The 12,639-nt window shown below is 65.5% G+C and carries 15 protein-coding genes; 5 read left to right on the top strand and 10 right to left on the bottom strand.

The features are described 5' to 3' along the window. From trmD to EXR94_00820, 4 genes are read right to left on the bottom strand one after another with little or no spacing between them, the layout of a single operon-like run. Nucleotides 1-708, bottom strand: coding sequence for a tRNA (guanosine(37)-N1)-methyltransferase TrmD (gene trmD, locus EXR94_00805; protein ID MSR01267.1), 708 nt, complete (start codon nucleotides 706-708; stop codon nucleotides 1-3). Beyond that, on the bottom strand, nucleotides 701-1,303 hold the full coding sequence (rimM, locus tag EXR94_00810) for a 16S rRNA processing protein RimM (GenBank protein MSR01268.1): 603 nt from the start codon (nucleotides 1,301-1,303) through the stop codon (nucleotides 701-703). The genes trmD and rimM overlap by 8 nt, the downstream gene beginning before the upstream one ends. Further along, on the bottom strand, nucleotides 1,231-1,479 hold the full coding sequence (rpsP, locus tag EXR94_00815; protein ID MSR01269.1) for a 30S ribosomal protein S16: 249 nt from the start codon (nucleotides 1,477-1,479) through the stop codon (nucleotides 1,231-1,233). Before rpsP ends, rimM begins: the two co-directional genes overlap by 73 nt. 20 nt (nucleotides 1,480-1,499) lie before the next feature. Further along, complete coding sequence (locus EXR94_00820; GenBank protein ID MSR01270.1) at nucleotides 1,500-2,837, bottom strand: signal recognition particle protein; 1,338 nt, start codon at nucleotides 2,835-2,837, stop codon at nucleotides 1,500-1,502. Between the two features lie 105 nt (nucleotides 2,838-2,942). Between EXR94_00820 and EXR94_00825 the strand changes: the two genes are divergently transcribed. From EXR94_00825 to EXR94_00840, 4 genes are read left to right on the top strand one after another with little or no spacing between them, the layout of a single operon-like run. Next, on the top strand, nucleotides 2,943-3,599 hold the full coding sequence (locus EXR94_00825) for a TetR/AcrR family transcriptional regulator (GenBank protein ID MSR01271.1): 657 nt from the start codon (nucleotides 2,943-2,945) through the stop codon (nucleotides 3,597-3,599). After that, nucleotides 3,596-4,561 (top strand): HlyD family efflux transporter periplasmic adaptor subunit, encoded by a 966-nt coding sequence (locus EXR94_00830; GenBank protein MSR01272.1) that lies wholly within the window; start codon nucleotides 3,596-3,598, stop codon nucleotides 4,559-4,561. The genes EXR94_00825 and EXR94_00830 overlap by 4 nt, the downstream gene beginning before the upstream one ends. Next, a complete protein-coding gene (locus EXR94_00835; protein MSR01273.1) occupies nucleotides 4,558-5,304 on the top strand; it encodes an ABC transporter ATP-binding protein in 747 nt (248 codons plus the stop codon). Before EXR94_00830 ends, EXR94_00835 begins: the two co-directional genes overlap by 4 nt. Before the next feature lie 19 nt (nucleotides 5,305-5,323). After that, entirely contained in the window at nucleotides 5,324-6,409 is a 1,086-nt protein-coding gene (locus tag EXR94_00840) for an ABC transporter permease (protein MSR01274.1), read from the top strand. Between the two features lie 6 nt (nucleotides 6,410-6,415). Here the strand turns inward: EXR94_00840 and EXR94_00845 are convergent, their stop codons facing one another. The 5 genes from EXR94_00845 to EXR94_00865 form a co-directional block, all read right to left on the bottom strand. Continuing rightward, complete coding sequence (locus EXR94_00845; GenBank protein MSR01275.1) at nucleotides 6,416-6,751, bottom strand: hypothetical protein; 336 nt, start codon at nucleotides 6,749-6,751, stop codon at nucleotides 6,416-6,418. Further along, nucleotides 6,748-7,239: a hypothetical protein gene (locus tag EXR94_00850; protein MSR01276.1), complete on the bottom strand. Its 492-nt coding sequence runs from the start codon at nucleotides 7,237-7,239 to the stop codon at nucleotides 6,748-6,750. Before EXR94_00850 ends, EXR94_00845 begins: the two co-directional genes overlap by 4 nt. A 181-nt stretch (nucleotides 7,240-7,420) precedes the next feature. Beyond that, nucleotides 7,421-8,623, bottom strand: coding sequence for a hypothetical protein (locus tag EXR94_00855; protein MSR01277.1), 1,203 nt, complete (start codon nucleotides 8,621-8,623; stop codon nucleotides 7,421-7,423). Next, nucleotides 8,623-9,477, bottom strand: coding sequence for a prepilin peptidase (locus EXR94_00860; GenBank protein MSR01278.1), 855 nt, complete (start codon nucleotides 9,475-9,477; stop codon nucleotides 8,623-8,625). The genes EXR94_00855 and EXR94_00860 overlap by 1 nt, the downstream gene beginning before the upstream one ends. Beyond that, nucleotides 9,425-10,192: an RNA methyltransferase gene (locus tag EXR94_00865; GenBank protein ID MSR01279.1), complete on the bottom strand. Its 768-nt coding sequence runs from the start codon at nucleotides 10,190-10,192 to the stop codon at nucleotides 9,425-9,427. Before EXR94_00865 ends, EXR94_00860 begins: the two co-directional genes overlap by 53 nt. On the opposite strand from EXR94_00865, the gene EXR94_00870 reads away from it, so the two are divergent. Further along, nucleotides 10,192-11,760 (top strand): M24 family metallopeptidase, encoded by a 1,569-nt coding sequence (locus EXR94_00870; GenBank protein MSR01280.1) that lies wholly within the window; start codon nucleotides 10,192-10,194, stop codon nucleotides 11,758-11,760. The genes EXR94_00865 and EXR94_00870 overlap by 1 nt on opposite strands. Nucleotides 11,761-11,781: 21 nt before the next feature. Here the strand turns inward: EXR94_00870 and EXR94_00875 are convergent, their stop codons facing one another. After that, a complete protein-coding gene (locus EXR94_00875; protein MSR01281.1) occupies nucleotides 11,782-12,624 on the bottom strand; it encodes a purine-nucleoside phosphorylase in 843 nt (280 codons plus the stop codon). Nucleotides 12,625-12,639: the final 15 nt, after the last annotated feature.

Here is a 12,639-nt window from a genome sequence, read left to right on the forward strand (position 1 = left end):
TTACTCCGGTTCGTGGTGCTCGTTCCACGCCGCCCACAAGTCGGGGCGCCGCTGGGCCGTCAGCCGCTCGGCCTCTCGTTGTCTCCACGCGTCGATGTCGGCGTGGTTCCCGGATCGTAACACGTCCGGGACGTTCAAGCCCCGAAACTCCGGGGGTCTGGTAAAGCTCGGCGGACTCAGCAGTCCGTCATAAAACGAATCGGAACTCGCCGATTCGTGATCACCTAACGCACCAGGGAGCAGTCTGACGATCGCATCGATCAGACAGAGCGCCGCCGGTTCCCCGCCACTCAGGATGAAGTCTCCCACCGAGACTTCCTCCGCCTCGAGGACGTCGACGACCCGCTGGTCGATGTCCTTGTAGTGCCCACAGAGAATCGTGAGCACCGGTTCGAGCGAGTACCGCACCACCATCGCGTGGGTCAGCGGCTTGCCGCGGGCCGACATCACCACGACCCGACCCCGCGTCCCGAGCGACTCGACCGCCGCCACCAGCGGTTCCGGCTTCATCACCATCCCGGCGCCGCCCCCGTAGGGCGTATCGTCGACGGTGCGATGCCGGTCGGTCGTAAAGTCGCGCACCTGCACCAGCCGAAACTCCACCAACCCTTTGGCCGCCGCCCGGGCCGGGATGCTGGCGGCCAGGTAGGGTGCGATCACCTCGGGAAAGAGCGTGACCACCGCAATCCTGGCCGCTCCGTCAGCCATCCACCAGACCCTCCGGGAGGTCGACGATGAGCCGCCGTCCCGCCCGATCGACCGTTTTCACGAACTCCTTCTTGAACGGCAGGACGTACTCGCGTTTCTTGCCCTGCACTTCCAGCAGCACGCCGGTGATCGTCTCGTCGATCTTGGTGACGACGCCGAGCCCGTTGCCAGCCTCATCCTGGATCGCGAAGCCCTCCAACTCGTGGAGGTACACCTCGCCCTCTTCCGGAGAGGGCAGCGTGTCGGCCGGAGCCGACAGCAACAGATCGAACCACCCCTGCACTGCTTCGCGGCCCGGATATCCTCGGAACGCGATCAACCATTCCCGGCGATACGCCCGGCTTCGCTCGACTTTGAGCGGCCCGCCGACGATTTCACCCTTCAGATTCATCAACCACACCAGACGGCCAGGCGCGTACACAACCGCCGGGCTGCTGGTGAGCGGAAAAACCGTACAGTCGCCCTTGAGGCCGTGCGGCTTTCGTAACCGCCCGACCACCAAGTGGCGGGCGGGTTCTTCGGTCACGCGCCGACGCCGGCCCTCTTGAGCAGGGCGGCGCAGGTGTCCGACGGCGTGGCGCCCTTCCCAATCCACTCCTCGGCAGCCGCGACGTCGAGCTGGATCTGCTTCGAGTCCTCCGCGCGGGGGTCGTAGGTCCCGAGGATCGCGATGAAGCGGCCGTCGCGGGACTTTTCCTTGTCGGCGACCACGATCCGGTAGATCGGGACCTTTTTCCGGCCAATGCGGCGGAGACGAATGCGAGTTGCCATGCTGGGTGCTTTCCTGTGAGTTAACTCATACCCGGGAAACCGCCGCGACCGAACGGCATTTTCATTCCCGGTTTGACCGACTTCATCATCTTCGACATCTGTTTGAACTGATTCAGCAATTGATTCACTTCCTGCACCGTCCGGCCCGATCCCTTGGCCACCCGCATCCGGCGAGATCCGGTCATCGTGTCGGGGTCGGCCCGCTCGCCAGGCGTCATCGATAGGATGATGGCCTCGAGATGCTTGACCCGGTTGTCGTCCACGTTCGCGGCCTTGAGCATGGCGGGGTTCACCCCCGGCAGCATCCCCAACACATTCTTGAGCGGCCCCATCTTCTGCATCTGCTTCATGGCCGTGAGGAAGTCCTGGAGATCCAGGCCCTTCTTCGACATCGCCTTCTTGGCGAGTTTTTCGGCCTCCTTCTCGTCGATGGCGCCCTGCGCCGCTTCGACCAGACTCAACACATCGCCCTGCTGCAAGATCCGGCCGGCCATCCGGTCGGGGCGGAACGGCTCCAACGCATCGAGCCCTTCCCCGACCCCGACAAACTTGATCGGCGCGCCGGTAACACCGTACACCGAGAGCGCCGCGCCACCCCGCGCATCGCCGTCCATCTTCGTCAACACGATGCCGGTTACGCCTAACGCATCGTGAAAGCCCTTCGCAATCCGGACCGCATCCTGACCGGTCATCCCGTCGGCCACCAGGAGGATTTCATGGGGCTTGATGGCCGCCTTGAGATCCTTGAGCTCCTGCATCATCTCATCGTCGATCTGGAGCCGGCCGGCCGTATCGACGATGACTGAGCGAGCCCGCGCCTTGGCCGCCGCCTCGATGCCCCGCTTGACGATCCCCGCGACGTCCGTGCGGCCCGGTTCGCCGTGGAAGCCGACGTCGACTTGGCGGGCCAGCGTGGCCAGTTGCTCGACCGCGGCCGGACGATACACATCCGCGGCCACCAGGAACGGGGCCTTCTGCTCCAGTTTCAACCGCTTGGCGAGCTTGCCGGCGCTGGTGGTTTTCCCCGATCCTTGGAGCCCGACCATCAAGATGATGGTGGGCGGGATCGAGGCGAACCCAATCGGCGCCTGCTTTTCACCGAGCATCACCACCAATTCGTCAAAGACGATCTTGACGAGTTGCTGGCCCGGCCTCACGCCCTTCAACTGCGAAACACCGACCGCTTTTTCCTGGACCCGCTCGAGGAATTGACGAGTGAGTTCGAAACTCACATCGGCCTCGAGGAGCACGCGACGGATTTCGCGAAGCCCTTCCTTGACTGCGTCCTCGCTCAATACCCCTTTCCCAGCCAGGCGCTTCAGGGCATCAGTTAGTTTGGACGACAGTTCATCGAACATAAGCCTTTTAAGATAGCGCACTTAGAGGGGAGGTTCAAGGACCGGAACCGGGCCCCCTAGTATGTCCGCAATTGACTTCGACTTGATTGAACGATTAATTAAAGAGTGACAGCCACCTTCGAACCCGCCCGCCCAGCCGCGACCTACCAAGCCATTCTTGACGCAGCGGAGGAGCTGTTTGCGACCCAAGGCTTCGATCCGACCACCATCAAGGAGATCGGCCGCCGGGCGGGGGTAAACCCCGGGCTCCTGTATTACTACTTCCCCGACAAGGCCGGCCTCTATCAGGCCGTGCTGGGCCGGATCGCGACGACCCTGAGCCAAGGCGCCACGGCCCGTCTCGAACGGGCTGGAACAGCCGAGGAGGTCATCGAGGCGATCGTCGAAGCCCAAGCCGAGTTGCTGATCCGCCATCCCCGGGCGGTCACCCTGATCATCCGGGAGATGATCGACCATCAAGCCGCCCATGCCCAGCCGGTTATTCACGAGTTGGCGGTTCGGCTCTTTCGCCCGGTGGCCGAAGCAATCGAAAAGGGCAAAGCCACCGGGATGATCCGGGCGGACCTCGATCCCCGGTTTGCCACCATTTCGACCATCGCACAGTTGGTCTATTTCACGCTGGCCCAGCCGTTGATCCGAATCCTTCTCGACCAAGGCCCCTCCTACCCCACCCCGGACGACGTGAGAATATTCGGCCGTCACGCGGCCGGATTTGCCGTGGCGGGTATCCGAGGGCCAACTCCCAAGAGGCAGGCGACATGAGGTTGCGAACGTTGGTGGTGGTTCTTTGCCTTGCCGGGTGCGGAAAGGCCGACGATGGGGCGCTGGTGGCTCGGGGCTCCGTCGAACTGCCCGAGATCGACCTCTCGGTGCCGATCGCCGCCCGGGTGGTGGCCGTTCGGGTCGACGAGGGTGCCGTAGTGGCGGCCGGCGACACCATCGCCCTGCTCTCGCAGGCGGACTTGCCGAGTTCCTTAGCGGCGCAACGGGCCCGGGTCGGGATGGCCGGCGCCAATCTCAAGGATCTGGAAGCGGGTGCCCGGCCCGAGGAACTGAAGCGGGCGGAGGCGGAGCTCGCGGCGGCGGGGGCGGAAGCGAAGCGGACCGCGACCGATTTGGAGCGATTCAAGTCGTTGTACGCGAACGAAGTCATCGCCCAGCAACAACTCGACAACGCGGAAACGGCGACCCAGGTCGCGGCGGAGCGGCGCCGGGTCGCCGCCGAGGCCCTGGCGGTCCTCCGCGCGGGCACTCGACGCGACCGAGTGGCCATGGCGCGGAGCGAACTGGCCAGCGCCCAGGCAGCCCTGGCGATGATCGAGGCCCGGGCCACCGATCTCGTCATCATCGCGCCGGTGGCGGGCCGGATCCTGACGCGCCAGGCCGAGCCGGGTGAGTTCCTGGCTCCGGGGGTTCCGGCCGTGACGTTAGGCGATACCGCCCGGTCCTATGTTCGGGTCTACGTCCCCGCCCGGCGAATTGCCGAGCTCGCCGTGGGCGACACGGCGTCGGTGGTCGTGGACGGCACCGGACAGGCGGTCGGCTGGGCCCGGATCGCTGCCATCAACACCAAGGCCGAGTTCACGCCTCGGGTGGCCCTGACCGAGCAAGAACGGGCCGACTTGATGTTTGGGGTCAAGCTGGACCTTCTGGGCGGCGGGGTCGCCGCGCACCCCGGGCTCTGGGTCTCGGTGACGCTGGTTCGAGCTCGCGCCCGCCCATGACCGCCCTGGGCATCGAGACGAAGGGGCTCCGAAAGACCTACGGAGACTTGGTGGCCGTCGAGGGGCTCGACTTGGCCATTCGCAGGGGCGAGGTCTTCGGTCTCCTCGGCCCGAACGGCTCCGGGAAAACCACGACGATCCGGATGTTGACCGGGCTGGTCCGGCCGACCAGCGGCTCGGCGACAGTCGTCGGCATCGACGTGGTCCGGTCTCCTGAGAAAGTCCGCCAGCGGATCGGGTACATGTCGCAGCGATTCGGCTTCTACGAGGACCTGACCGTGACCGAGAACGTCCGGTTCTATGCCGGGATTTACGGTCTGCTCGGCGCCGAGAAGAAGCGCCGGGTCGACGAGCAACTGACCGTATACGCCCTTGGCCCGCGGGCCAACCAGTTGGCGGGAACGCTGTCGGGCGGTTGGAAGCAGCGGCTGGCGCTTGCCTGCGCGACGGTACACCGGCCGGACTTGGTCTTTCTGGACGAGCCAACCGCCGGGGTTGACCCCGCCGCGCGGCGGCTGTTTTGGGATCTGATCAAGCGCCAAGCGGCCGGGGGCATGACGATGATCGTGACGACGCACTACATGGATGAGGCCGAACGGTGCGAACGCCTGGCCTTCCTGTCGCGGGGGCATCTGATCGGCATTGGAACTCCCGCGGAAGTAACCGCCCGGTTCGGGCTCCCGACCATCGAGGACGTGTTCATCGCCCTGCAGGCGAAAGACGAGGTGGGCGTTGAGCGTTAGGGGTTGGCCCTTCTGGGCCATGCTGTGGAAGGAATTCATCCAGCTTCGGCGAGACCGATTCACCCTGGCCATGATGATCGGGATCCCGGTGGTCCAGATCGCTCTCTTCGGGTACGCGATCCAGACCGAGGTCCGGCACCTGCCCACCGTGGTGGTCGACGAGAGCCGGAGCGCCCAGAGCCGCTCGATGGTGACGACCCTCGAGAACACCGGCAACTTCGATATCGTCGCGGAGGTTGGCGACCGGGACGCGGTTCGCGAGTGGTTCGACGGCGGACGGGCCCGCGCGGCGGTGATCATTCCACCCGACTTTGCCCGGGACCTCAAGCGGCGCCGGCCGGCCAGCATTCAGGTCATCCTCGACGCGGCCGACCCGCTCTCGGCGGCGGCCGGGATCTCGGCCGGTTCCCAGGTAGGGGCGGCGGAGAGCCAACGCCTGGTCGCGTCTACCGGCGGGACCGGGACCATCGACGTCCGGGTCCGCCCCTGGTACAACCCCGGCCTCCGGAGTTCGGTCTATATCGTGCCGGGCATCATCGGGGTTCTGCTGTCGATGACCCTGGTGGTGATCGCGAGCACGGCCGTGGTCCGGGAGCGGGAACGGGGAACCTTGGAACAACTCATCGTGACCCCGATCAGCAAGACCAGCCTGATGTTAGGCAAGATCGTCCCGTTCCTGCTGATCGGGTATGTCCAAGTCACGGTGATCCTGCTGGTGGGACGGCTGCTCTTCGATATCCCGATCGTCGGCAGCGTGCTCGACCTCTATGTGGTGGCGTTGCCGTTCAACGTGGCTAGCCTGGGGGTTGGGCTGTTGGTGTCGAGCGCGGTGCAGAACCAGGCCCAGGCGATGCAACTCGGCTTCTTGTATCTCCTGCCGAACATTCTGTTGTCTGGGTTCATGTTTCCGCGGGAGGCCATGCCGGTAGCGGCGCAGTGGATCGGCGCGGCGCTCCCGCTAACGTACTTTCTCCGGGCGCTCCGGGGGATTCTACTGAAGGGCGTCGGTCTTCAGGACCTCTGGCGAGAGTTTGGGGCGCTGTCGGGGTTTGCGGTGGTGCTGGTGATGCTGGCGGTGATGCGGTTCAGGAAGACCGTTGAATAGCGCTGGTCACTTGGTGAAGACCTCGACCGCCAGCGAGAACGTCCTGACATCGGCCGGATTGAGGGCCCCGACCCCGACGACCTGCCGGGCGATCTCTTCGCCCCGGCCGTCGCGGATCGAGACGACAACCGAATATTCCCAGGCCGGGCCGTCGGCCGAGTGTTGAATGGTGCCTTCGACGCGGAGCGGCGAAAACGCGGGTTCGGCCCGCTGCGCCGCCCCCGGGTCGAAGCGGAGATGGTGGCGGCAGGCCGGACAAACGGCGGCGCTCTCGAGAATAGCCGTCCGGCAATGGGGGCAGATCCTGGTGGCCCCCGCCACCCCCGGGCGAACGGTGCTCATCCCGTGGCGCCGTTATCCGATTTGCCCTTCTCCCAACCAAACTCGACCTGCCCGCGCATCCGCGATCCGGCCGCCACGGTCAGTGCCCCGGCTTTGAGGTTGCCGTTGAGGATGCCGGTTTCGAGGAGTTCAACCCGATTGGCATCGTCGATGTTGCCCTCGAGCTCCCCACCAATCACGACCGTTCCGGCGCGGACCCCGCCGGTGACCTTGGCGCCGGCCTCGATGGTCACATTGCCTTGGACATGCACGTCACCCTTGAACCGCCCGGCAATCCGAATGTGGCCGGTGCCCTCAATTTTCCCTTCGATGGTGAGCCCGGCGGCGATCAGCGATTCTTTGGCCTCCCGCTCTGCCGGCCGGCGAGGTAGATCGTACGCCGACGACGCCTCGACCCGGGGGAAGTCAGCTTCTTTCTTCATGGTTAGATCGGGCAGTACCGGGGGGAGGTCCTTCTTCGGCGCAACGGTTTCTTTCCAGATGGCCATGGAGCGTAACTCCTATGCACGGGGCGAATGACGGGTGACGGTGCGTTGCCTCAAGACCTATGGTGACGTGAAACGACCAAGCAGGCAACACAGGCCCGGTGGCCACGTTGCCGTACGATACACCCGGAGACCGGTTTTCGAACAGACCGTGGGCCGGGGAGTCCATCGGACACGGGACCGGTCAGCGAGACTGGGGCAGCGATGACCATTGGGTCCAGGCTTCGGGGGCGCGTACCACCCGAACGGTCGGGCGGCTCGCCTGGGGCAACAACTCCGCGGTGGTCCGGTACCCCGGACGCGGACGATCGACGAAGCGGGCACCAGTCAGGGTCACGAAGCGCCGGGCGGCCGTGGAGTCCTCCCATTGGGTGTAGAGCACCAGCGCCGGACCGGTGGGCGTCCGGTAGACCCGGAACCGATCGCCGGCCCACCCAATCGGCAGGTCGGTCAGCACTTCCGTCCCGTTCCGCATCTGGGTGGCCCAGATCTGCAACTCGAACTCACCCATGGTGTCTTCGTGCAGAACATCCGCGTCCCGAGGCTCGGCGAATTCGACCGACTGGGGCTGGTCGTTGGCCAGGTACCGATTAGGATGGAGAATCTGCTCGGTGGATCGGGGCAACTGTTCCACGGTTGGAAGCGGGCCGCGGCCGCCGCCCTGGATGGCCCACCACCGCATGAACTCGGCGCCGGCCAAATAGGGGAAGATCAGCCCTTCGCGGAGGATCAACGGCGCCCGCTGGAATACCGGCATCGAGCTTTGGGCTAATTTCACTTGGTCCCGGTAGGAGTTCCAGAAGCTCGGATCAGCCAGGGCCTCCAGATTCGGCATGACGACACCGAGCATGGCCACCGTGGCGTGTCCCTCGAGCACCGCCTGAGAGGCGGCGAGGCGATCGGCGTTCGAAACGTCCTTCAACATCTTTTCGAGCGGGAGGCGCTCATGCTGAAGGGCGTGCACCAACTCGTGGGCCAAGACCAGCCGCAGTTGGTCGCCCTTGGCTCCTTCGACCGCGTAGAGCGTCGTCGAATCCGGATCGTAATAGCCGGCCACCTGTTCGGAATAAAGCGGCAGCAGCAGTGACTTGATATCGACCGTATCGGGCAGGAGCTCGAGGAGCCGATACGCCGCTTCCACACCCGCCATCTTGGACGCGGGAAACTCCTGCTCCAGCTTGACGCGGAGATACTCCTGGACCTGGGCTTTGGTCCGCATTTCAAAGCGGGGCGGCTTCTTGAACGTGATGCCGACGGCTTTTTCGACCAACGGAATCAGACTATCCACCGTGGCCCGAACCGCAGGAGAATCGGCCACCCCGGGCGCCTTGCCGCGACACGCGGCCACCCCCGCCACCGCCAACACCGCCGCGAGTGCTCGCCGCATTACATGGCTCCGCTGAAACTGCGATACCACGACAGGATGGAAGGGCCGACGACATAGGTCAGCGCGGCCCCCATCGCGAGGAAGACGCCGAAAGGTAAATGTTTCTTCTCGCCCGACGGCGTCCTGGGCGGGAAGATAAATTTGCGGACCGCGGTCAGCGCCTCCCTGGCGTTGATGATCACCCCAGCCAAGGCGCCCAGGAAGATCGTCAAGACCACCCCCTTCCATCCGAGAAACGCACCGGCCATCGCCATCATCTTGATGTCGCCGCCGCCCATGGCCTCCTCCTTGAAGAGCCAAGTCCCGGCAACCTCAACCAGCCAGAGCACCCCGAAGCCAACCGCGGCACCAATGACCGCCGTGAGGAGAGTCGAGCCGCCGCCGGCCGCGGCAAAGAGGAGGCCGATGACCAAACCGCCGAGGGTGAACTCATCGGGAATGAGGTACTCGCGGGCGTCCGCCATAGCGATGCCGAGCAGAACGGTGAAGAAGAAAGCGCCTTCGAGTGCCTCGAGGCTCAGACCGTGCCGCCAGGCCATCCAGGCCCAGATCAGAGCCGTCGCGAGTTCGATGGCCGGATAGAGCGCGCCGATCGGTTGTTTGCAGGACCGGCATTTCCCGCCGAGGAGCAGCCAGGAAATCAAGGGAATATTGTCGGCCCAGGTAATCTGGTAACTGCACTTCGGGCACCGGGACCGCGGCTTGACGACCGATTGCTCGGCCGGCCAGCGCACGATGCACACATTCAAGAAGCTCCCGATGACGGCCCCGAACAGCCCACCGACCAAGGCCAGAATTCCGTTATCGATCACGACAGGCTCCATAGAGGAAGATGCCCGCGGCCACCGCAACATTGAGCGATTCGGACCCCGCCTCGAGCGGAATCGCGACGGTGACTGGCGCGTTCCGGCCGAGGTCCGACTGGAGCCCGGCGCCCTCGTTGCCCAAGACCAGGGCTACCGGGCCCGTCAAACGGGCGCGATCGAACGGTTGTCCACTCATGGCCGTGGCGGCGACGGTCACCCGGTGGCGGACCAGCCATTCGGAGAGAGCCGCCTCATCGGTTGGAACGGTCGGGAGCCGGAACGTGGCCCCCATGGCGCTTCGCATGGTCTTCGGGTTCCCAATCTCGGCGGTTCCGGGCAACGCCACCACCCCCTTGGCCCCGAGGGCGAGCGCGGTCCGGACGATGGTGCCGACGTTGCCCGGATCCTGGAGCGCGTCGAGGACGACCACCACACCGGACGGTCCGATGGCGATGTCGTCAAGCACCCAACGCTTGGGGACGACCACCGCCACCACCCCTTGAGGATGATCGGTGGCGGCGAGTTCGGCGAGTTCCTCGTCGGTGGTCTCGGTCACCGGGCCGGCGGCCTCCAGGGCCGCCTTGAGCGCCCGGCCTCGCTCGGTGCCGTGGAGCGCCGGGCTGACCACCACCGCCCGGCATTCGATGCCGGCCGCGAGGACCTCCTCGACCAAGCGAACACCCTCGGCCAAGGCCAAGCCGCGACGTTCCCGACCCCGGCGGCGATGGAGGTCCCGAATCATCGTATGGAGGGCATGTCCCATTGCCGGGAATGTTGGGGGGGGCGGACCTCGTTAGGCAAGGGGGGGACGGGCTCGGCACTCGGCGCTCGGCGGCTGGCTTCGGGGGTGGGGGGGGACGATATTTGGGGATGCAAATCATTCGGTGGGTAGTCCTGGGGGCGGGGCTGTTTGGGGTGGCGCCGGTGGCTCGGGCGCAAATTCCGGTCGGCGAGTATCGGGATCGGCGGGATTCGGTAGCAGCGCGGATCGGTGACGGCGTGGTCGTGGCCTTTGGGGGCCGGACCCCGGTCACCGACTTTGGGCCGTTTTACCAACTGGCTGGTTTTCGGTACCTGACGGGGTACGAGTTTGCCGACGCGGCCTTGGTCATGGTGATTCGGGGCGGCCGCCAACGGAGCACGATCTTCGTGAACCGGAGTACGCCGCGACGGGCGTTGTACTACGGGGCGGAGCCGGACTCGAGCGCGTTGGCCGATGAGGTCGGACTGGTGCCTCGGGATGGGGGCGATTTGGTGAAGGTGGCCGATTCCCTGGCGGCCAGCGGATTGACGTTCTATTCGCTGCGGGACTTCGAAGCCGCCGATTTTTCCCGACAGGATTCGCTGACCCGGGGCGGGCAGTTCATCCGTGGACTCGCGGCGCGCCGTCCCGGTCTCAACGTCAAAGATGCCCACCCGATCGTCGATCTGCTCCGGGCCCGGAAAAGCGACGCCGAGTTGGCCCTGATTCGGAAGGCCGCCGAGATCAGCGCCCACGGGCACCTTGAACTGATGAAGAAGATTGAACCTGGGATGCACGAGTACGACCTCCAGGCGATCATCGAATACGCGTTCCGCCGGGCCGGCGGCGAGCGGCCCTCCTATGGGTCGATCGTCGGGGCCGGGCCGAACGGAACCCAACTTCACTATATGAAAAACCGCCGGCCCGCCCTCCCCGGCGAGGTCGTGGTCGTGGATGCCGGCACCGAGTATCAAGGGTATGCGGCCGACGTGACCCGGACGATTCCGGTGAGCGGCACGTACACCGCGGAACAGCGGGCGGTCTATCAGCTGGTCCGGGATGGCCTCGCGGCTGCGGAACGGAATTCCAAGCCGGGGATGTCGATTCAGGCGGCGCAGGACAGTTCGATCGATGTTCGGGCCCGGGGTCTTGCCGCCTTAGGCTTGGTTGAATCGGCCACGGCCACCTTTGACCCGCCGTGGCCGGTGGATTGCCAAGCGGTGCCCCGGTCCTGCCTCCAGGCCTCGTTGTTTGCCATTCACGGGATCACCCACGGGATCGGACTCGAGGTCCATGACCAGTTGCAGGCGTACTACGGCGACAAAACCTTCCAGAAAGGCGACGCGTTCACGATCGAGCCGGGGATCTATATCAGTGCCAAACAGCTCGATATTCTGCCCGATACTCCGAAGAACCGCCGGTTCATTGCCAAGGCCCGGCCGTTGGTGGCGCGGTACCTCAACACCGGGGTCCGGATCGAGGATGACTACGTGATCACGGCTGAGGGACTCGAGTGGATCAGCAGCGGGGTTCCTCGGGAGATCGAGGAGATCGAGGCGATTACGAGGCGGATTCGACCGGTGCCTTAGGGCTCGGCACTCGGCACTCGGTTAGGTGTGGGTTAGGGTTGATTCGATGAGGTGGGCGACGGTGGTGCCGGAGTGGGCGGCGGATTCCATGACCTCGGCGTGGGACAGGGGGGTCTTGCTGAGGCCGGCGCCGGCGTTGGTGATCATGGAGATGCCGAGGCAGCGGAGGCCCAGGGTTCGGGCGGCGATGATTTCGACCACGGTGGACATGCCGACGGCGTCGGCGCCGAGGTGCTGGAGCATCCGGATCTCGGCGGGGGTTTCGTAGTTCGGGCCGAGGAGGCCGGCGTAGACACCTTCTGCGACCGGGATACCGAGGGTGGCGGCGGTTTGTTTGGCCGCGGCTCGGAGTTCGGGGTCGTAGGCGGCGGACATGTCGGGGAAACGCGATTCACCTTCGCGAACCGGACCGAGTAGCGGATTTTGGCCGGTCAGGTTCAGGTGATCCTTGATCACCATGATGGTACCGGCGCCAAACGACGGATTGACGCCGCCGGCGGCGTTGGTGACAACCAGGGTTCGCACCCCCAACAACGCGAAGGCCCGGACCGGAAGGGCGGCGGTGTGGGCGGAGTGGCCTTCATACATATGGAACCGGCCGCTTTGCCCGACCACCATCCGGCCGCCCAGGGTCCCGATGACGAGTTCACCCTTGTGGCCCAGGACGGCAGGGGCGTGAAAGCCGGGGATGTCCCGGTAGGCGATCCGGACCGGGTCGGTGATCCGATCGGCTAGGGCGCCGAGGCCGGAGCCCAGGACGATCGCGACCGTGGGCCGGCGACCGCCCAGGCGGGCTTGGATTGACTCGGCGGCGTGGCTCACCTCATCGGCCGACCCAGTGGTGGTGGGCGAGTGACTGGTCATGGGCCGAAGAATACC

It is taken from the genome of Gemmatimonadota bacterium, assembly GCA_009692115.1.
In the GTDB taxonomy this organism is placed as follows: domain Bacteria; phylum Gemmatimonadota; class Gemmatimonadetes; order Gemmatimonadales; family GWC2-71-9; genus SHZU01.

What these genes read in the sequence shown, in the direction of transcription:
- trmD (MSR01267.1), bottom strand. Translation starts at nt 708, where the DNA reads ATGGCTGACGGAGCGGCCAGGATTGCGGTGGTCACGCTCTTTCCCGAG.
- rpsP (MSR01269.1), bottom strand. Translation starts at nt 1,479, where the DNA reads ATGGCAACTCGCATTCGTCTCCGCCGCATTGGCCGGAAAAAGGTCCCG.
- EXR94_00820 (MSR01270.1), bottom strand. Translation starts at nt 2,837, where the DNA reads ATGTTCGATGAACTGTCGTCCAAACTAACTGATGCCCTGAAGCGCCTG.
- EXR94_00830 (MSR01272.1), top strand. Translation starts at nt 3,596, where the DNA reads ATGAGGTTGCGAACGTTGGTGGTGGTTCTTTGCCTTGCCGGGTGCGGA.
- EXR94_00835 (MSR01273.1), top strand. Translation starts at nt 4,558, where the DNA reads ATGACCGCCCTGGGCATCGAGACGAAGGGGCTCCGAAAGACCTACGGA.
- EXR94_00840 (MSR01274.1), top strand. Translation starts at nt 5,324, where the DNA reads ATGCTGTGGAAGGAATTCATCCAGCTTCGGCGAGACCGATTCACCCTG.
- EXR94_00845 (MSR01275.1), bottom strand. Translation starts at nt 6,751, where the DNA reads ATGAGCACCGTTCGCCCGGGGGTGGCGGGGGCCACCAGGATCTGCCCC.
- EXR94_00850 (MSR01276.1), bottom strand. Translation starts at nt 7,239, where the DNA reads ATGGCCATCTGGAAAGAAACCGTTGCGCCGAAGAAGGACCTCCCCCCG.
- EXR94_00855 (MSR01277.1), bottom strand. Translation starts at nt 8,623, where the DNA reads ATGCGGCGAGCACTCGCGGCGGTGTTGGCGGTGGCGGGGGTGGCCGCG.
- EXR94_00860 (MSR01278.1), bottom strand. Translation starts at nt 9,477, where the DNA reads ATGTTGCGGTGGCCGCGGGCATCTTCCTCTATGGAGCCTGTCGTGATC.
- EXR94_00865 (MSR01279.1), bottom strand. Translation starts at nt 10,192, where the DNA reads ATGGGACATGCCCTCCATACGATGATTCGGGACCTCCATCGCCGCCGG.
- EXR94_00875 (MSR01281.1), bottom strand. Translation starts at nt 12,624, where the DNA reads ATGACCAGTCACTCGCCCACCACCACTGGGTCGGCCGATGAGGTGAGC.